This is a genomic window from Pseudomonas sp. MIACH (genome assembly GCF_001269925.1).
Classification (GTDB): domain Bacteria; phylum Pseudomonadota; class Gammaproteobacteria; order Pseudomonadales; family Pseudomonadaceae; genus Aquipseudomonas.
Genome location: NZ_LHVO01000051.1, coordinates 17,399 through 37,091 on the forward strand (window position 1 = coordinate 17,399; position 19,693 = coordinate 37,091).

Annotated in this window: 17 protein-coding genes; 13 read left to right on the forward strand and 4 right to left on the reverse strand. The window is 60.7% G+C overall.

The features are described from left to right. From pilW to AD670_RS18585, 9 genes are all read left to right on the forward strand, one after another. Complete coding sequence (gene pilW / locus AD670_RS18545; RefSeq protein ID WP_053135501.1) at positions 1-759, forward strand: type IV pilus biogenesis/stability protein PilW; 759 nt, start codon at positions 1-3, stop codon at positions 757-759. Further along, entirely contained in the window at positions 759-1,754 is a 996-nt protein-coding gene (locus tag AD670_RS18550) for a RodZ family helix-turn-helix domain-containing protein (protein ID WP_053135504.1), read from the forward strand. The genes pilW and AD670_RS18550 overlap by 1 nt, the downstream gene beginning before the upstream one ends. A gap of 2 nt (positions 1,755-1,756) precedes the next feature. Beyond that, positions 1,757-2,866: a flavodoxin-dependent (E)-4-hydroxy-3-methylbut-2-enyl-diphosphate synthase gene (ispG, locus tag AD670_RS18555; RefSeq protein WP_034115889.1), complete on the forward strand. Its 1,110-nt coding sequence runs from the start codon at positions 1,757-1,759 to the stop codon at positions 2,864-2,866. 23 nt (positions 2,867-2,889) lie between these two features. Next, entirely contained in the window at positions 2,890-4,179 is a 1,290-nt protein-coding gene (gene hisS, locus AD670_RS18560) for a histidine--tRNA ligase (protein ID WP_053135507.1), read from the forward strand. A gap of 41 nt (positions 4,180-4,220) precedes the next feature. After that, positions 4,221-4,862, forward strand: a complete 642-nt coding sequence (locus AD670_RS18565; RefSeq protein ID WP_027605420.1) for a YfgM family protein — start codon at positions 4,221-4,223, stop codon at positions 4,860-4,862. Continuing rightward, positions 4,855-6,006, forward strand: coding sequence for an outer membrane protein assembly factor BamB (gene bamB, locus AD670_RS18570; RefSeq protein WP_053135510.1), 1,152 nt, complete (start codon positions 4,855-4,857; stop codon positions 6,004-6,006). The genes AD670_RS18565 and bamB overlap by 8 nt, the downstream gene beginning before the upstream one ends. Positions 6,007-6,145: 139 nt before the next feature. Then, on the forward strand, positions 6,146-7,615 hold the full coding sequence (der, locus tag AD670_RS18575; RefSeq protein WP_053135513.1) for a ribosome biogenesis GTPase Der: 1,470 nt from the start codon (positions 6,146-6,148) through the stop codon (positions 7,613-7,615). 135 nt (positions 7,616-7,750) lie between these two features. Further along, positions 7,751-8,899, forward strand: coding sequence for a pyridoxal phosphate-dependent aminotransferase (locus AD670_RS18580; protein ID WP_053135516.1), 1,149 nt, complete (start codon positions 7,751-7,753; stop codon positions 8,897-8,899). Beyond that, complete coding sequence (locus AD670_RS18585; protein WP_053135520.1) at positions 8,887-9,678, forward strand: amidohydrolase; 792 nt, start codon at positions 8,887-8,889, stop codon at positions 9,676-9,678. Before AD670_RS18580 ends, AD670_RS18585 begins: the two co-directional genes overlap by 13 nt. A gap of 116 nt (positions 9,679-9,794) precedes the next feature. On the opposite strand, the gene leuA is transcribed toward AD670_RS18585, so the two are convergent. From leuA to AD670_RS18605, 4 genes are all read right to left on the reverse strand, one after another. Further along, positions 9,795-11,474 carry a 2-isopropylmalate synthase gene (leuA, locus tag AD670_RS18590; protein WP_053135522.1) on the reverse strand — a complete coding sequence of 560 codons (1,680 nt, stop codon included), beginning with the start codon at positions 11,472-11,474 and terminating at the stop codon, positions 9,795-9,797. Between the two features lie 324 nt (positions 11,475-11,798). Next, complete coding sequence (locus AD670_RS18595) at positions 11,799-12,620, reverse strand: M23 family metallopeptidase (RefSeq protein ID WP_053135525.1); 822 nt, start codon at positions 12,618-12,620, stop codon at positions 11,799-11,801. A gap of 3 nt (positions 12,621-12,623) precedes the next feature. After that, positions 12,624-14,003 (reverse strand): exodeoxyribonuclease VII large subunit, encoded by a 1,380-nt coding sequence (gene xseA / locus AD670_RS18600; protein ID WP_053135528.1) that lies wholly within the window; start codon positions 14,001-14,003, stop codon positions 12,624-12,626. Between the two features lie 10 nt (positions 14,004-14,013). Next, entirely contained in the window at positions 14,014-14,904 is an 891-nt protein-coding gene (locus AD670_RS18605; protein ID WP_053135531.1) for a LysR family transcriptional regulator, read from the reverse strand. A gap of 99 nt (positions 14,905-15,003) precedes the next feature. On the opposite strand from AD670_RS18605, the gene AD670_RS18610 reads away from it, so the two are divergent. From AD670_RS18610 to guaA, 4 genes are all read left to right on the forward strand, one after another. Beyond that, positions 15,004-15,771 (forward strand): sulfite exporter TauE/SafE family protein, encoded by a 768-nt coding sequence (locus AD670_RS18610; RefSeq protein ID WP_053135533.1) that lies wholly within the window; start codon positions 15,004-15,006, stop codon positions 15,769-15,771. Between the two features lie 75 nt (positions 15,772-15,846). After that, the gene (locus AD670_RS18615; RefSeq protein WP_053135536.1) at positions 15,847-16,395 is read left to right on the forward strand and encodes a hypothetical protein; all 549 of its coding nucleotides are present in this window, start codon (positions 15,847-15,849) and stop codon (positions 16,393-16,395) included. Between the two features lie 104 nt (positions 16,396-16,499). Further along, complete coding sequence (gene guaB, locus AD670_RS18620) at positions 16,500-17,969, forward strand: IMP dehydrogenase (RefSeq protein ID WP_003209646.1); 1,470 nt, start codon at positions 16,500-16,502, stop codon at positions 17,967-17,969. An 81-nt stretch (positions 17,970-18,050) separates the two neighbouring features. Further along, positions 18,051-19,628: a glutamine-hydrolyzing GMP synthase gene (gene guaA, locus AD670_RS18625; RefSeq protein ID WP_053135539.1), complete on the forward strand. Its 1,578-nt coding sequence runs from the start codon at positions 18,051-18,053 to the stop codon at positions 19,626-19,628. The last annotated feature ends 65 nt before the right edge of the window (positions 19,629-19,693 follow it).

Genomic DNA, 19,693 nt, shown 5'->3' on the forward strand with positions numbered 1-19,693 from the left:
ATGCCCTTGCGCCTTGCGCTGCTCCTGCTTGTTACCGGTCTCCTGGCCGGGTGTATTTCATCGGGCCATGACAGCCCTGTGCAAACCGGCAAGAGCCGTGACGAGGCGCGAGTTGCCTATGTGCAACTGGGGCTGGGTTACCTGCGGCAAGGCATGAGCGAACAGGCCAAGGTGCCGTTGAAAAAGGCGCTTGAGCTGGACAGTGACGATGCCGACGCCAATGCCGCACTGGCGCTGGTATTCCAGGCCCAGGCCGAGCCTGAACTGGCCGACCGTTATTTCAACAAAGCCTTGGCCGCAAAGCCTGCCGACCCGCGGCTGCTGAACAATTACGGCAGCTTCCTGTTCGAGCAGAAGCGTTATGACCAGGCTTCCCGCTATTTCCAGCAAGCATCCTCCGACGTCCTCTACCCAGAGCGTTCGCGGGTGTTCGAGAACCTTGGGGTGACCTCGATGCGCCTCGGCCAGCGCGACAGCGCACGCCAGCAACTGGAAAAAGCCCTGCATTTGAACGGTCATCAGCCACGAGCGCTGCTCGAAATGGCTGAGTTGTCTTACGAAGACAGGCATTATGTGCCGGCACGTGACTATTACGAGCGTTTTAGCCTGCTCAGCGGGCAAAATGCACGTAGTCTATTGCTCGGTGTGCGCCTGGCGACGGTTCATGAAGAACGCGACACGGCCGCACGTTTTGGCCAGCAACTCGAACGACTCTATCCCGGTACGCCGGAATATCAGCAATACCTGTCGGAGCAATGATGAAAGCGGCGCACCCGGAAGTTGTAGCAGCTAATCGCGTAAACCCAGGCGACACCTTGCGTCAGGCCCGCGAAAGCAATGGTTGGTCGCTGGCGGAAGTGGCCCTCAAGCTCAATTTGACCACCACGTCCCTGGGCAACCTTGAGGCCGGCGCATTCGACAAGCTGCCTGGGCATACCTTCGCCCGCGGCTACATTCGCGCCTACGCCAAATTGCTGGGCATTGACCAAGCCATATTGGTCCAGCAATTCGATCAATTCACCGGTACCGACTCCCAGGGTAGCAATGTCCATGGCTTGGGTCGTATTGAAGAACCGGTGCGGGTTTCCCACACGATCCTGCGTATTGTCAGCCTCTTGCTGCTGATCGCCGTGATCGGCGGCGGTTTTGTCTGGTGGCAAGACCAGGCTTCCCAGCGCAGCAAGGACCTGACCAGCAACGCGATGGAGCACGTCGAAGTCGAGAGCGCCGACGGCACAACCCAGATTCATCCGTTGGACGAGCCGGAAGACCAGGCCGTGGCCCAATCCCAGACGGCTCCTGAAGCCCCGGCCACCACCGAGCAGTCCGAACCGGAAACCGCTCAGGCCCCTATCGCTGCCGTACCGGCCCCAGTCACACCGGCCGCGCCAGCGGCTCCGGTTGCCCAGGCTCACACACCAGCCGCTCCGGCCCCGGCCCCAGTGACTACAGCGCCAGCCGCACCGGCAGCCTCGACTATTTCACCGCCCACCACCCCTGCGTTGATCGCCGGTGACGGGCGTGTACAAGTTACCTTCGTTGCTGACTGCTGGACGCAAGTCACCGATGGCAACGGCAAAGTGCTGGTCAGTGGTCTCAAGCGTAAGGGAGATACGCTCGATCTGGGCGGCAAGCCTCCTTTGACGCTGCGTCTGGGCTTTGCCCGTGGCGCGCAAGTGGCCTACAACGGCCAGCCTGTGGACGTGGCGCCGTTCACCAGTGGCGAGACTGCTCGCCTGAAGTTGGGACAATAGTCATGCACGGCGAATCTCCAATCAAACGTCGCGTATCGCGCAAGATCTGGGTCGGCTCGGTGCCGGTGGGTGGTGATGCCCCCATCGCGGTACAGAGCATGACCAACAGCGACACCAATGATGTCGCCGCCACCGTTGCCCAGATCAATCGTCTGGAAGCGGCCGGGGTAGACATCGTGCGGGTATCCGTCCCGGACATGGATGCTGCCGAAGCTTTCGGTCGCATCAAGCAGTTGGTCAAGGTGCCGCTGGTCGCCGACATTCACTTCGACTACAAGATCGCCCTGCGCGTGGCCGAACTGGGTGTCGATTGCCTGCGTATAAACCCGGGCAACATCGGTCGTGAAGACCGTGTGCGCGCCGTGGTGGATGCGGCCCGTGATCGCGGGATCCCGATCCGTATCGGCGTCAACGCCGGTTCCCTGGAAAAAGACCTGCAAAAGAAGTACGGCGAACCCACTCCGGCAGCGCTGGTTGAGTCGGCACTGCGCCACGTTGAACACCTGGAACGCCTGAACTTCCAGGACTTCAAGGTCAGCGTAAAGGCCTCCGACGTGTTCATGGCGGTCGAAGCCTACCGCCTGCTGGCCAAGGAAATCGTGCAACCGTTGCACCTGGGCATCACCGAAGCCGGCGGTTTGCGCTCAGGCACAGTGAAATCTGCGGTGGGTCTCGGTATGCTGCTCGCCGAAGGGATTGGCGATACTATCCGCATCTCGTTGGCGGCAGACCCGGTAGAGGAAGTGAAAGTCGGCTACGACATTCTCAAATCCCTGCGCTTGCGTTCCCGCGGTATCAACTTCATTGCCTGCCCGAGTTGCTCGCGGCAGAACTTCGACGTGGTGAAAACCATGAACGACCTGGAGTTGCGACTCGAAGACCTGCTGGTCCCGCTGGATGTTGCAGTGATCGGCTGTGTGGTCAACGGCCCGGGTGAAGCCAAGGAAGCCCATGTGGGCTTGACCGGCGGCACACCGAACCTGATTTACATCGACGGTAAGCCGTCGCAGAAGTTAACGAATGACAATCTGGTGGATCAGCTGGAAAAGCTGATCCGCGAGAAAGCGGCCGAAAAGGTCGCCGCTGACGCAGCGCTGATCGCTCGCGGCTGATTGAACGAATTTAAGGATTTGATGTGAGCAAGTCTCTGCAAGCCATTCGTGGCATGAACGACATCCTGCCGGAGCAAACGCCGCTGTGGCGCTACTTCGAGAGCACGGTCGCGCGCCTGCTGGATAACTACGGTTACAAGCAGATCCGCATGCCGATCGTCGAATTCACCGAGCTGTTCAAGCGCTCCATCGGTGAAGTGACCGACATCGTCGAAAAAGAGATGTACACCTTTGAAGACCGTAACGGCGACTCCCTGACCTTGCGTCCGGAAGGTACCGCCGCGTGCGTGCGCGCCGTGCTCGAACATGGCCTCACCGGTGGTGGCCAGCCGCAGAAGCTGTGGTACATCGGTCCGATGTTCCGTCACGAGCGCCCACAGAAAGGCCGTTATCGCCAGTTCCACCAGATCGGCCTGGAAGTCTTCAATCTCGACGGCCCGGACATCGATGCCGAGTTGATCGTGCTGACCTGGCGCCTGTGGGGCATGCTGGGTATCCGCGATGCGGTCAAGCTTGAGCTCAACAGCCTGGGCACCAGCGAATCCCGGGGCCGCTACCGCGAAGCCCTGGTGGAATTCCTGTCCGCCCACCTGGACAAGTTGGACGAAGACAGCCAGCGCCGTCTGAAAACCAACCCGTTGCGCGTGCTGGACACCAAGAACGCCGACACGCAAGCCGTACTGGTCGACGCGCCGAAAATGGCCGACTACCTGGACGACGAGTCCCGCACGCACTTCGAGGGCCTCAAGGCCCGCCTGGATGCGGCCGGTATTCCCTACGTGATCAACCCGAAGCTGGTGCGTGGTCTCGATTACTACAGCAAGACCGTGTTCGAGTGGGTCACCGACAAACTCGGCGCCCAGGGCACTGTGTGTGCAGGCGGCCGTTACGACGGCCTGGTCGAGCAAATGGGCGGCAAGCCGACCACCGGCGTAGGTTTTGCCATGGGCATCGAGCGGCTGATCCTGCTGCTGGAAACCCTGGAGCAGGTTCCGGAAGAAATCTCCCGTCAGGTGGATGTGTACCTGTGCGCCTTTGGCGAGGCCGCCGAACTGGCCGCCCTGGCCCTGAGCGAAAAAGTACGTGACCAGTTGCCCAACCTGCGCCTGCAGATCAATGCCGGCGCAGGCAGCTTCAAGAGCCAGTTCAAAAAGGCCGACAAGAGCGGTGCGCTGTACGCGCTGATCCTCGGCGATGACGAGTTGGCCCAGCAAGTGATAGGTTTCAAACCCCTGCGTGGTCAGGGCGAGCAACAGAACATTGCCTTTGATGCGCTCGCCGCACACTTGGCCACCTGCGTCGTGCAGGGTTGAAGCTGTCGAACAGCCGAATTTAGCGATTAAGGAGTATTGGGGTGTCGAGTACTGATGATGAGCAACTGGCCGAGTTCAAGGACTGGTGGCAGCGTAACGGCAAGCCTCTGGTTACCGGCGGCCTGCTGGCTTTAGTGGTGGTGTTCGGCTGGCAAGCCTGGACCAAGTATCAGGCCAACCAATCCCAAGGCGCCTCGATCGTTTATCAGCAATTGCTGGAAACCACCCTGACGCCGGACGGCAAGCCTGATCCTGCGCAAGTGGCGGACCTGGCTGGGAAACTGAAGAACGAATTCGGCGGCAGTACCTACGCCCAATACGGCAGCCTGTTCGTCGCGAAAGTTGCGGTCGATACCGGCAAGCTGGATGACGCTGCTGCAGAACTGAAGGCCATCGCCGACAAACCGACCAACCCGACCCTGGGTGAAATCGCACGTCAGCGCCTGGCCCAGGTCCTGGCGGCACAGAACAAGGCTGACGAAGCACTCAAACTGCTCGACGGCGATGCGGACAAGGCATTTGTAGCCACTCGCGAAGAGCTCAAGGGCGACCTGTTGGTCCAATTGGGTCGTACCGACGAAGCCAATGCTGCGTACAAGAAAGCCAAGGCGGCGCTGTCTGATGAAGCGGCGGTCGGTGGCTTACAAATCAAGCTGGACGACTTGGCCAAAGGGGATGCGTGACGTGATCCGTTGGAAACATGCAGCATTGCTGGCTCTGGCCGTTCTGGCCGCGGGTTGCAGCAGCAACAGTAAAAAAGAACTGCCTCCGGCCGAGCTGACCAGCTTCAAGGAAGAAGTCGTCCTGCAAAAGCAATGGAGCCGCTCCATCGGTGACGGCCAGGGCGAGACCTACAACATGTTGGTGCCGGCAATCGACGGTGACAACATTGTGGCCGCTGACGTGACCGGCGTGGTGATCTCCATGGATCGCATGAACGGCGACGTGAAGTGGAAGAAAGACCTTGAATTGCCAGTGTCCGGCGCCGTAGGCGTGGGGTACGGCATGGTCATGCTCGGCACGCTCAAGGGTGAAGTCGTGGCGCTGGACTCCAGCACCGGTGAAGAGAAATGGCGCGCTCGCGTGACCAGTGAAGTCCTCGCACCGCCTGCCACCAACGGCGATATCGTCGTGGTGCAAACCCAGGACGACCGTGTGATCGGCCTGGACGCCAGCACTGGCGAGCAGCGTTGGTTGTACGACAGCACCCCTGCGGTGCTGACCCTGCGCGGTACCAGTGGTCCGGTTGTGACCAACAATCTGGCCGTTGCAGGCCTGTCGACCGGTAAAGTGGTCGCCCTTGACACCAAGAACGGCGTGCCGGCCTGGGAAACCCGTGTGGCCATCCCACAAGGTCGTTCCGAGCTGGATCGCGTAGTGGACATCGACGGTGGCTTGCTGCTGTCGGGTGAAACCCTCTACGTCGCGACTTACCAGGGCCGCGTTGCCGCGCTGGACCTGCAGAGCGGCCGTGTTAACTGGCAGCGTGATGCTTCCAGTTATGCGGGTGTCGCCCAAGGGTTTGGCAGCGTCTACGTAAGCCTGTCGTCCGGCACCGTTGAAAGTGTCGACGAGCGTTCCACCACTGCACTGTGGAGCAACGACTCCCTGGCCCGTCGTCAACTGTCGGCCCCGGAAGTGTTCTCCAGCTACGTAGCGGTCGGCGACTTCGAAGGCTACCTGCACCTGCTGAGCCAGGTGGATGGTCGTTTTGTAGGTCGTGAGCGTATCGACAGCGATGGCCTGCGTGCCCGTCCGCTGGTCGTGGGTAACATGCTTTATGTGTTTGGCAACAGCGGCAAGCTGGAAGCCCTGACCATCAAGTAAAGGTTTGACTATGCTTGGGGTAAAACCCAGGCGGCCCCGCTTCGGCGGGGCATGCGGCATTTGAATATGCTGCCCCGAGCACCAGCCGCTGCCTTGCAGCGGCTTTTGTATTTTCTGAAATAACGAAGTGGAGAGCCGCATGGTTCCCGTAATCGCCCTGGTGGGCCGACCTAACGTCGGCAAGTCCACCTTGTTCAACCGCCTGACCAGGACTCGCGACGCCATTGTCGGCGACTTGTCCGGTTTGACCCGTGATCGCCAATACGGTGAGGCAAAGTGGCAAGGGCGCTCCTACATTATTGTCGACACCGGTGGTATCTCCGGTGATGAGCATGGCATGGACGAAAAGATGGCCGAGCAGTCTCTGCTGGCTATTGAAGAAGCCGATGTCGTGTTGTTCCTGGTGGACGCCCGCGCGGGCTACACCGCTGCCGACCAGATGATTGGCGAGCACCTGCGCAAGCGCAACAAGCGTTCCTATCTGGTCGCCAACAAGATCGACAACATCGATCCTGAGGCGGCCCGTGCCGAATTCAGCCCGATGGGCCTTGGCGACGCGATCCCGGTCGCCGGTGCCCACGGTCGCGGCATCACCCAGATGCTGGAAATCGCCCTGCGCGACTTCCCTAAGGATGACGCCGAGGAAGAAGAAGGCGAAGAAGAGATCGTTGCCGAAGGCGAGGAAGCCAAGCGCATTCCTGGCCCTAGTGAAAAAGACGGTATCAAGATCGCGATCATCGGTCGCCCGAACGTGGGCAAGTCGACCCTGGTCAACCGTATGCTCGGTGAAGACCGTGTAATCGTCTACGACCAGCCCGGCACCACCCGCGACAGTATCTACATCCCGTTTGAGCGTAACGACGAGAAGTACACGCTGATCGACACCGCCGGTGTGCGCAAGCGCGGCAAGATCCACGAGGAAGTTGAAAAGTTCTCCGTGGTGAAAACCCTGCAGGCGATCAAAGACGCCAACGTGGTGATCTTCGTGATGGACGCCCGCGAAGGCGTGGTGGACCACGATCTCAACCTGCTGGGCTTTGCCCTCGAAGCCGGTCGTGCCCTGGTCATCGCGATCAACAAGTGGGACGGCATGACGCCGAGCGAGCGCGATTTCGTCAAGATCGAACTGCAGCGCCGCCTGTTCTTCGTCGAATTCGCCGATATTCACTTTATCTCGGCCCTGCACGGCACGGGTGTGGGCAACCTCTACGCCTCCGTACAGAACTCGTTCAAGTCTGCCGTGACCCGCTGGCCGACCAACCGTCTGACCCAGATCCTCGAAGACGCCGTTGGCGAGCACGCGCCGCCGATGGTCAACAACCGTCGGATCAAACTGCGTTACGCCCACTTGGGTGGTGCCAACCCGCCGATTATCGTGATCCACGGTAACCAGATCGAGAAGGTGCCCAAGTCCTACGTGCGTTACCTGGAAAACACCTACCGCCGTGTCTTGAAACTGGTCGGTACGCCGATCCGCATCGAGTTCAAGGGTGGCGAGAACCCATACGAAGGCAACAAGAACACGCTGACGGACCGTCAGGTGAACAAGAAGCGTCGTTTGATGACTCACCACAAGAAGGCCGACAAGAAGCGCCGCGACAAGAAATAGCAGCCGCTTCACGTTGTAAGCTACAAGCCGCAAGAGAGGGCTCCTTTGGAGCCCTTTTTTGTGCCTGGCGGTTTGTCGCTTGACCTGCTTGCAGCTTGCAGCTTAAAACTTGCAGCTCACCTGCAGGGGCCTCCGATGATCACCAGCAAGCTGCCAAATGTCGGCACGACCATTTTCACCACCATGTCGCAACTCGCTGCCGAAACCGGCGCGCTCAACCTGTCCCAGGGGTTTCCCGACTTCAACGGCCCTCAGGCGTTGCTCGATGCCGTGGGCAAACATGTTGCCAGCGGGCATAACCAATATTCCCCCATGACCGGCCTGCCGGCCCTGCGTCAGCAAGTGGCGGCCAAGATCGCCCGTAGCTATGGCGCCGCGGTCAGCCCTGACAGTGAAGTGACCATCACCCCCGGCGCCACTGCTGCGATCTTCTGCGCCATCCAGGCAGTGATTCGCAGTGGCGATGAAGTCATTGTGTTTGACCCCTGCTACGACAGCTATGAGCCCTCGGTCGAGTTGGCCGGTGGTCGCTGCGTGCATGTGCAACTGAGCCTGCAGGGCTTTGCATTGGACTTCGAGAAGATCAAGGCCGCGCTGTCGCCACGCACGCGCATGATCATCCTTAACACCCCGCACAACCCAACCGGCGCGCTGATCAGTCGTGCCGAGCTCGATCAATTGGCGGCATTGATCAGCGACCGCGATATCTACCTGGTCAGCGACGAGGTCTACGAGCACCTGGTATTCGACGGTGTGCCCCACGTCAGCGTGCTAGCGCACGAAGAGCTGTACCAGCGGGCGTTCGTGGTCAGTTCCTTCGGCAAGACCTACCATGTCACCGGCTGGAAAACCGGTTACGTCGTCGCGCCACCGGCCCTGACGGCGGAACTGCGCAAGGTGCATCAGTACGTCAACTTCTGTGGCGTGACCCCGTTGCAGTTCGCGTTGGCTGACTTTATGGCCGAACACCCGGAACACGTCGACGAACTACCGGCGTTCTACCAGGCCAAACGCGACCTGTTCTGCGACCTGCTGGCGCCGTCGCGCTTCCACTTTACCCGGGTGACCGGAACCTACTTCCAGTTGGTCGATTACTCACACATACGCCCGGACCTGGATGACGTCGCCATGTCCCTGTGGATGACCCGCGAACACGGCGTGGCGACCATCCCTGTCTCAGTGTTCTACCAGAGCCCACCGCAAGGCCAGCGCCTGGTGCGGCTGTGTTTTGCCAAGCGTGAGGAGACGCTGCGACAAGCAGCGGAAAAACTATGCGTGATCTGACTGCATTGCCTGACCTGACGATCGCCCTGGTCCAGACCACCCTGGCCTGGCATGACCGCCAGGCCAACCTTGAGCATTTCGAAGGCCTGCTGGAACAAGCCCGCGGTGCCGATCTGATCGTGCTGCCGGAGATGTTCACCACTGGTTTTTCCATGGAGTCGCAAACCCTCGCCGAGCCGGAAAACGGTGTGACCCATCGTTGGCTGCAAACCCAGGCGGCGAAGTACGACGCGGTGATCACCGGCAGCGTGATCATCCAAGCCGCCGACGGCAGCCACCGCAACCGCCTGCTCTGGGCGCGACCGGATGGTGAGGTGTGGCATTACGACAAGCGCCACCTGTTCCGCATGGCCGGTGAGCACGATCACTACACGCCCGGCGAGCGTCAGGTGCAGTTTGAGTTGAAGGGCTGGCGTATTCGTCCGCTGATTTGCTACGACCTGCGCTTCCCGGTGTGGAGTCGGGATGCCCAGGACACGGACTTGCTGCTGTACACCGCCAATTGGCCGGGAGCGCGGCGCCAACATTGGAACCGGTTGTTGCCGGCGCGGGCTATCGAGAACCTGTGCTACGTGGCAGCGGTGAATCGCGTAGGCACCGACGGTAAGGGCTTTGCCTACACCGGCGATAGCCAGGTGCTGGATTTCCAAGGCGAGTGCCTGCTGAGTGCGGGGGAGGCCGACGGCGTGTTCCAGGTGCGCCTGGGCGCGGCTGAACTGGCGGCGTATCGCACCAAGTTTCCGGCGAACCTGGATGCAGATAGCTTTCAGTTTGTCTGACACACCGCTATCGGGGACAAGCCCCCGATGAGTCCCTGACAGGCAACCCAAATCTGAAACTCAATAAAAAAGGCCCCTGGGTTCTCACCCAGGGGCCTTCTGTATGACGGCGAAGGTTACGCCGCTTTCGCTTCCTGCTGACTCAACGAACGGTTCAGTGCACTGAACAGTGCCTTGAAGCTCGCCGTGGTGATGTTTTCATCAATGCCCACACCATGCACCGGACGTTCACCGTTCACACGCAGTTCGATATAGGCCGCTGCCTTGGCATTGGTGCCCGCGCCGATCGCATGTTCGTTGTAGTCCATGATTTCCACACCAATCGGCAGGCCGGCCACCAGGGCTTCCAGCGCGCCATTGCCTTTGCCTTTCCAGTGCAGGTTGGTTTCGCCCTGGCCCTTGCCCGAGACTTCCACTTCGACAAAGCTGTTGCCGTTTTCTTCCTGCAGGCGATGGCTGACCAGCGCGTACGGGGTGTTGGCCTGCAGGTATTCGCGCTGCAGCAAGGCGTAGATCTGCGGTGCAGTCATTTCCAGGCCCACACGGTCGGTTTCGGCCTGGACCACTTGGCTGAACTCGATCTGCATGCGGCGTGGCAAGCTGATGTCGTATTCCTGCTCCAGCAAGTAGGCGATGCCGCCTTTGCCCGACTGGCTGTTCACCCGAATCACCGCCTCGTAGCTGCGACCGATATCGGCTGGGTCGATCGGCAAGTACGGCACTTCCCACAGCGCATCATCTTTCTGTTGGGAGAAGCCTTTGCGGATCGCGTCCTGGTGAGAACCGGAGAAAGCGGTGTGCACCAGGTCGCCGACGTATGGATGACGTGGATGTACCTGGATCTGGTTGCACTCCTCGACGACTTTACGCACGCCGTCAATATCGGAGAAATCCAACTGCGGGTCGAGGCCCTGGGTGTACATGTTCAATGCCACGGTGACGAGGTCGACGTTACCGGTGCGCTCGCCGTTGCCGAACAGGCAACCTTCGACACGGTCTGCGCCGGCCATCAGGCCCAGTTCAGTGGCGGCTACACCGGTGCCACGGTCATTGTGGGTGTGCAGGCTGATGATCACGCTGTCACGACGATTGATATGGCGACCGAACCACTCGATCTGGTCGGCATAGATGTTCGGCGTAGCGCACTCGACGGTGGCTGGCAGGTTGAGGATCATCTTGTGTTCAGGCGTCGGGTTCCACACCTCGATCACCGCATCGCAAACTTCCTTGGCGAACTCCAGTTCGGTAGCGCTGAAGGTCTCCGGCGAGTATTCGAAGGTCCACTGGGTTTCGGGCTGCTGGGCGGCGTATTTGACGAACAGCTTGGCCGCATTGACCGCGATGGCCTTGATCCCGTCCTTGTCCTGGTTGAAGACGATGCGGCGGAACGACGGCGAGGTGGCGTTGTACAGGTGCACGATGGCCTTTTTGGCGCCGCGCAGGGATTCGAAGGTACGTGCGATCAGGTCTTCACGACCCTGGGTCAGCACCTGGATGGTGGTGTCCTCGGGGATGTGGTTGTCTTCGATCAGGGTACGCACGAAGTCGAAGTCGGTTTGCGATGCGGCCGGGAACGAGGCCTCGATCTCTTTCACGCCGACGGCGACCAGGGTCTTCCAGAAGCGCAGCTTTTTCACCGCGTCCATGGGCTCGATCAGCGATTGGTTGCCATCACGCAGGTCGGAGCTGCACCAGATCGGCGCGCTGGTGATGGTTTTGGAAGGCCAGGTGCGATCCGGGATATCGATGGTCGGAAACGCGCGGTACTTCGAAGACGGGTCTTTGAGCATGCTCATCGGGAAATCCTTTGTTGTAGGGGCCGAGAAAAGGCGGCCTGCCGTAAAACTGTTTTTAGGGATAAAGCTTAAAGACGAGGCAGATCGATTCAGCCTGGCAGTCGTGCGCTGACAAGGCACAGGCTGCGGTGCTGGCGGAGCTGAATGAGGGTGTGAGAGGTTTTCATAAGCTCAACCCTAACCGCCGGGGTGAAAGATGGCAAGCAGTCGCTAAAAATTGAGAGAAGTTCTTTTATCTGTGTATGAAACGGGATTTTATGCTTGTGAATGACGCCAGGGCTAGATTAAATTGCGCGACCGTTATCGGGCGCGCAATCGCTTCATTCACGGTTGGAAGGCCCCGATGAAAATCGCCGGGTCGACTCGCGCATCGTTCAGGCTGACATTCCAATGCATATGCGGCCCGGTCGCGCGGCCGGTCGCGCCGACCTTGCCCACCACAGCACCGCGCGCCAGTTGCTGGCCGACCTTCACGTCGATCTTCGACATGTGGCAGAACATGCTGATAAAGCCCTGGCCATGGTCGACGAACACGGTGTTGCCGTTAAAGAAATAGTTGCCTACCAGAATCACCTTACCGTTCGCCGGCGTCTTGATCGGCGTGCCGGCCGGCACTGCGAAGTCCAGGCCCGAATGGGGATTGCGCTCTTCACCGTTGAAGAAGCGACGCACGCCGAACTTGCTCGACAGCGGTCCGTTCACCGGTTTGTCCAGCACCAGGTTGCTCGGCACGTTCGGGCTGAAACTGCGATAGGCCTTGAGCTGCACGGCCAACTCGCCCTCGATGCGCTTGAGTTGCGCCGGGTCGGGGTTGACCTGGCTCTTGTTCTTCAAGGTGATGCGTTGCTCGGGGTACTTCTTGTAACCAACGATAAACGGCAGGGTGCGCCCGCCGCTGCTGATGCGCTCGTTGCCCGGCTTGACCGTCAGCGGAATACCTACAATCGCCAGCCAGTTGTCTTGCTCCTTCACCACCAGCACCGGTTTGCCTTGGTACGTGGCTTTCGGCGCTGCGGCGGCGGGGCCCAGTTCGACCACGGCAACACCACCCGGTACGGGTTTGTTAAGGGTGCGGGTGATGTAGCTGTCGGCATGGGCATTAATGGCAAGGCATAGCAGCATCAACAGGCTGAATAAACGTGGCATCGATCAATCCAGTAGCGAAAGGGTAACGGGTGTCAGGTGGTTGTCTTCCACCCGCACTTGCAATTGACCTTCACCGAGGCGCGCGGTGAGGCGTTGGCCGGTGTGGGTTTGCGCGGCGTTGCGGATGGCCTGGCCACGTTCGTCGAGCAAAATGCTGTAGCCACGGCCCAGGGTCGCCAGCGGGCTGACCACCTGCAACGTCTGCACCTGGCTTTGCAGTTGCAGGCGACGCGCCTTGAGGCCTTCGCGCATGGCACGCGGCAGGCGTTCGGCGAGGCTGTCGAGGCGCTGGCGCAGCAGGGCCAACTGGCGGCCTGGATGCTGGCCGGCGAGGCGGGTTTCCAGACGGATCAGGCGTTCGCGACGGGTATTGAGGCTGCGCTCGAAGGCGCGGCGCAAGCGCATATCCAGGTCATCCAGGCGCTGGGCCTGCTGGCGCAGACGTTCGCCGGGGTGGCGCAGGCGCCGGGCCATGCCTTCCAGGCGCAGGCGGTCGTGGGTCAGGCGATTGCGCATCAGCATCACCAGGCGGCGATGCAGGTTTTCCACCTGGCGCACCAGGTGGCTGGCGTCCGGTGCCAGCAACTCGGCGGCGGCGGACGGCGTAGGCGCGCGCACGTCCGCCACAAAGTCGCTGATGGACACATCGGTCTCATGGCCGACGGCGCTGACGATCGGCGTCACGCAAGCGTCCACCGCACGGGCCACGGCCTCTTCGTTGAAGCACCAGAGGTCCTCCAGGGAGCCACCGCCACGGGCCAGGATCAGCGCGTCAAAGCCTCGGGCGTCCGCCAGCTTCAACGCCCGCACAATCTGCGGGATCGCTTCGCGGCCTTGCACGGCGGTAGGGATCAATGTCAGCTCGACGTTCGGCGCGCGACGACGGAACACGCTGATGATGTCGCGGATCACCGCACCCGTGGGCGAACTGATAATGCCGATGCGGCGCGGGTGGGCCGGCAGCGGCACCTTGCGCTCGGCGCTGAACAGGCCTTCGGCGCTGAGCTTTTCCTTCAGTGCATCGAAGGCCAGGCGCAGCGCACCATCGCCGGCGGGTTCGACGGTATCGAGGATCAACTGGTAGTCGCCCCGGCCCTCGAACAGCGAGACCTTGCCGCGCACCTTCACCGCCAGGCCATCCTTCAGCGCCTGGCGCACCCGAGCGGCATTGTTGCGAAACAACGCACACCGCACCTGGGCGCCGCTGTCCTTGAGGGTGAAGTACACGTGGCCGGAGGCCGGGCGGGCGAGGTTGGAGATCTCGCCTTCGACCCAGATATTGGTGAACACGTCTTCCAGCAACACCCGCGCGCGGCCGTTGAGTTGGCTGACAGTCAGGACTTCGCGGTCGAGGCCCAAGCGGGCAAAAGGATCTTTAATCATGGGCGGCAGTTTATAGGCATTCGCGCAAGGTTTGACAGAATTGCTCCACCAGCGCGCTCGGTGATGGCGGGCAGGCCAGGGCCACGGTGCTCAGGCAGTCCGGGTCGGCCAGGGGCAAAAAGTGCACGTCGGCCGGGGCGATGTCCTGCATGGACGTTGGCAGCAAGGCTATACCGAAGCCGGCCTGGATCAACTGCAACTGTGTAGTCTTGCGTGACATCACCCGCGCGGCCTTGGGGAAAAATCCCGCACGCATGCACAGCTCGGCCGACAGATAACTCAGGCCGCCGCGCTGGGGATGGGGGATAGAGATAAACGCCTCGTCCCTCAATTGCCCCAGTTCGACGGGAGCCCGGTTGCGTGCCAGCGCATGATTCGCAGGCACGGCCAGCAGCAGTTGCTCACTGTATAAAGGCATGACCCGCACACCGTCGCGCTGGCGCAACACGGGCAAGCGCAGCACCCCGACATCCAGGCGACCGTCGGCAATTTCTTCCAACTGCGCTTCGGAGGACAGTTTGGCGATATCCATCGACACGCCGGGACAGCGTTCCAGCCAAGTGCTGATGCCTCGCAGTAACGGGCCGCTCATCGGCACAGTGCTCGAATGGCTCAGGCGCAGGGTGCCGAGTTCGCCATTGCCGACCTGGGTCGCCATTTCACTGGCCTTGTGCAGCTCACCCAGCAGGTTGCGCGCCCGAGGATAAAAGGCTTCGCCGGCAGCGGTCAGCCGGGGCTGGCGCGCGGTGCGTTCAAACAGCGGGGTTTGCAGTTGGATTTCCAGCTCCTTGATCTGCCGGCTCAGGGCCGACTGCGCGACAAACAAACGTTCGGCGGCAGCGCTGAAGCTGCCGCTGTCGGCGATTTCGACGAAGTAACGCAGTTGGCGGGTGGAAATCACGCGTCATGCCTTTTCGAGATGGGTGGAGGACTTTGAAGATATTAGTCGCAACCCTCACCGCTGGCTAAAGTGATGGCAATCTCCTACAAGGAATATCCCATGAGCCCGGTTGAGCTGATGAGTCAGTGGTCATTTGGCGGTGTCGATTGGCTGGTGATCGGCCTGGGCATCGTCGTGGCCTATATCGTGTTTGGCATCGCGGGATTCGGCACGGCGTTGGTGGCCGGTCCGGTCCTGCTTGTGTTTATGCCCCTGTCGAAAATCATCCCGCTGCTGGTGCTGCTGGATTTTGTCGCGGCGTTTGGTGGCCTGCTGCAAACGCGACGAGAGGTGAACAAGCCGGAGCTGCTGCGATTGCTGCCGTGCATGGCGATTGGCTGCACCCTCGGCGTGGTGTTTTTGCTCAATCTGCATTCGGATCTGTTGCTGCTGTTGATGGGGCTGTTTATCAGCGCCTATGCGATTTACAGCCTGGCGGTGAAAACCCGGCCCACGCAAATGGCGGCGGGGTGGTCGATCCCGATGGGCACCGTGGGCGGGCTGTTTGGGGCGTTGTTCGGCAGTGGTGGCTTTTTATATGCAATCTATCTGAACAGCCGCTTGCCCAAGGACGCGGCACGCGCCACCCAAAGCGCGCTGATCAGTTGCAGCACGGTGGTGCGCCTGAGTCTGTTCCTGATCGCCGGGGTGTATGCTGATTTGCCGCTGCTGATGTTGGCACTCTGCCTGTTGCCCGCAATGGCCCTGGGGCTGTGGTGTGGGCGCAGGCTGACGATGCGCATGTCTCGTGAGGCCTTCGTTCGGTTGGTGACCTGGCTGGTATTGGCCAGTGGCATTGCATTGATTGGGCGGTACTTGAGCACTTGACCTGATTTCTTCAGGGATTAAGCTGCCGTCCTCCCGGGCCCGCGATGGGGCCAGAAGCCACACCGCAGGACTCTCATGAATTCCCAAAGCATCCTTGTCCCGAAAATCTCCACCTTGCCCGTCCACGAACCCCGCGCCCGGGCGATCGTGCGTTGGCTGGTGCGCAAGAACATCATCAAGGAAGAACTGACCACCTGTGGCCGCACCGGCAACCGCATGGCCTACGCCCTGGCCGACGGCGCCCGCGCCGTGGTGCTGCACCCCGAAGCGCTGCCGTTCAGCGAGCCGGTCAATGGCCTGGAGATCATCTACAAGCGCTGCATCTACACCCCGGCCAAGGGCTTTCTCGAAGAAGCCGGCTGCCCGGAATGCCTCAAGGAAGTCGGCGAGGCGTTGTTCGAAAGCCTGGAAGACTGGATGCCCGGCCACACCGACAACTTCACCTGCCCGCTGTGTGGGCATGAAGATGACATCAACGGGTTTCTGTTCTTGCAGGAGTGCGGGTTTTCCAACCTGGGGTTCATCTTCAACAACTGGGCGGAGGCGGGGTTCAAGCAGAGCTTTATCGACGAATTCGCCGATTGGCTGGACCAGAAGATCAGTTGGGTCAAAGTCGAGCTGTAGCCCTTCTATCACTATTCCCAAATATGTCAGAGTTTTACATTGAGACCTGGGGGGTGTCTGAGTATAATGGCGCGCTTCCATTTTCCCGCTCGGGAGCCCCCGCGATGCTGCGTATCAGCCAAGAAGCTCTGACATTCGACGACATTCTCCTAGTGCCCGGTTATTCCGAGGTGCTTCCTAACGAAGTCAGTCTCAAGACCCGCCTAACCCGTGGCATCGAGCTGAATATTCCCCTGGTTTCCGCTGCCATGGACACCGTCACCGAAGCCCGTTTGGCAATCGCCATGGCTCAGGAAGGCGGCATCGGCATCATCCACAAGAACATGACCATCGAGCAGCAAGCTGCCGAAGTGCGCAAGGTCAAGCGTTACGAAGCCGGTGTGGTGAAAGATCCGATCACCATCGAAGCCGACGCTACCGTGCGTGATCTGTTCGACCTGACCCGCCTGCACAACATCTCCGGCGTTCCAGTACTGCACGATGGCGACCTGGTCGGCATCGTCACTTCCCGTGACGTGCGTTTCGAGAACCGTCTTGAAGTCACCGTCCGCGAAGTGATGACGCCTAAAGAGCGCCTCGTGACTGTCAAGGAAGGCGCCGACAAGAACGATGTGCGCGAACTGCTGCACAAGCACCGCATCGAGCGCGTGCTGATCGTCGACGACAAATTCGCCCTCAAAGGCATGATGACCGTCAATGACATCGAAAAAGCCAAGGCTTACCCGCTGGCCAGCAAGGATGACCAAGGTCGTCTGCGCGTCGGCGCTGCGGTCGGTACCGGCAAAGACACTGGCGACCGCGTAGCGGCCCTGGTCGCTGCCGGCGTTGACGTGGTAGTGGTCGACACTGCCCACGGTCACTCCAAAGGCGTGATCGACCGCGTTCGCTGGGTCAAGCAGAACTTCCCTGACGTGCAGGTGATCGGCGGCAACATTGCCACCGGCGCTGCCGCCAAGGCCCTGGCCGAAGCCGGTGCCGATGCGGTCAAGGTCGGTATCGGCCCTGGCTCGATCTGCACCACGCGTATCGTTGCCGGTGTGGGCGTGCCGCAAATCAGCGCCATCGCCAACGTCGCTGCTGCCCTTGAAGGCACCGGCGTGCCGTTGATCGCTGACGGCGGCATCCGTTTCTCCGGTGACCTGTCCAAGGCCATCGTTGCCGGTGCTTCCTGCGTGATGATGGGCTCGATGTTCGCCGGTACTGAAGAAGCGCCGGGCGAGATCGAACTGTTCCAGGGTCGTTCCTACAAGGCTTACCGCGGCATGGGTTCGCTGGGCGCCATGTCCCAGGCGCAAGGCTCTTCCGACCGTTACTTCCAGGACTCCTCGGCAGGCGCCGAGAAGCTCGTACCGGAAGGCATCGAAGGCCGTGTGCCGTACAAGGGCACCCTGAGCGCCATTATCCATCAACTGATGGGCGGCCTGCGTTCCTCGATGGGCTACACCGGCAGCGCCGACATCGAAGAAATGCGCACCAAGCCAGAGTTCGTACGGATCACCGGCGCCGGCATGGCTGAATCCCATGTCCACGACGTGCAGATCACCAAGGAAGCGCCAAACTACCGCGTAGGTTGAGGCTTCCAGCAAAACGTTAAGTAACCGGGGCTGTTCTTTCAGCCCCGAGTTGTTTCTGATTCATTAGACGAGACTGACTTCATGGCCCTCGACATTCACGCCCACCGCATCCTGATCCTCGACTTCGGTTCCCAGTACACCCAACTGATCGCCCGCCGCGTGCGTGAAATCGGCGTGTACTGCGAACTGCACCCGTTCGACATGGATGACGAAGCGATTCGCGAATTCGCACCGAAAGGCGTCATCCTCGCCGGTGGCCCCGAGTCCGTGCACGAAGCCAACAGCCCGCGTTGCCCGCAAGCCGTGTTCGACCTGGGTGTTCCTGTCTTTGGTATCTGCTACGGCATGCAGACCATGGCCGAGCAACTGGGCGGCAAGGTTGAAGGTTCCGAACTGCGTGAATTCGGTTATGCCCGTGTCGACGTGGTCGGCAAGAGCCGCCTGCTGGACGGCATCGAAGACCACGTCGACGCCGACGGCCTGTTTGGCCTCGATGTATGGATGAGCCACGGTGACAAGGTCACCAGGATGCCGGAAGACTTCCACATCCTGGCCAGCACCCCAAGCTGCCCGATCGCCGGCATGTTCAGCGACGAGCGTCGTTACTACGGCGTGCAGTTCCACCCGGAAGTGACCCACACCAAGCAAGGCGGGCGCATCCTGTCGCGCTTCATCCTCGACATCTGCGAGTGTGAAGCCCTGTGGACCCCGTCGAAAATCGCTGAAGACGCCATCGCCAACGTGCGCGCCCAGGTCGGCACCGACAACGTCCTGCTCGGCCTGTCCGGCGGCGTTGACTCCTCCGTGGTCGCGGCATTGCTGCACAAGGCCATTGGCGACCAGCTGACCTGCGTGTTCGTCGACAACGGCCTGCTGCGCCTGCACGAAGGCGAGCAAGTGATGGCCATGTTCGCCGAGAACATGGGCGTCAAGGTGATCCGCGCCAACGCCGAAGAACAGTTCCTGAACAACCTGGCCGGCGAGTCCGACCCGGAGAAGAAGCGCAAGATCATCGGTCGTACCTTCATCGACGTATTCGATGCCCAGTCCAACAAACTGGACAACATCAAGTACCTCGCCCAGGGCACCATCTACCCCGACGTGATCGAGTCGGCCGGCGCCAAGAGCGGCAAGGCCCACGTGATCAAGTCCCACCACAACGTGGGTGGCCTGCCTGAGGAGATGAACCTCAAGCTGGTAGAACCACTGCGCGAACTGTTCAAGGACGAAGTCCGCCGTCTGGGCCTGGAACTGGGCCTGCCGTACGACATGGTCTACCGCCACCCATTCCCAGGCCCGGGCCTGGGCGTGCGCATCCTCGGTGAAGTGAAGAAGGAATACGCCGACCTGCTGCGTCGTGCCGACCACATCTTCATTGAAGAACTGCGCAAGGCCGACTGGTACCACAAAGTCAGCCAGGCTTTCGTGGTGTTCCAACCGGTGAAATCGGTTGGCGTGGTCGGCGACGGCCGTCGTTACGCCTGGGTCGTGGCCCTGCGTGCCGTAGAGACCATCGACTTCATGACTGCCCGTTGGGCGCACCTGCCGTACGAACTGCTGGAAACCGTCAGCGGCCGTATCATCAATGAGATCGAAGGTATTTCGCGCGTTACTTATGACGTGTCGAGCAAGCCGCCGGCGACGATTGAGTGGGAATAAGCAACCCCGGTCGTAAGGCCTGCGTTGAATCCTAAAAAACCTGGCCTCGGCCAGGTTTTTTATTG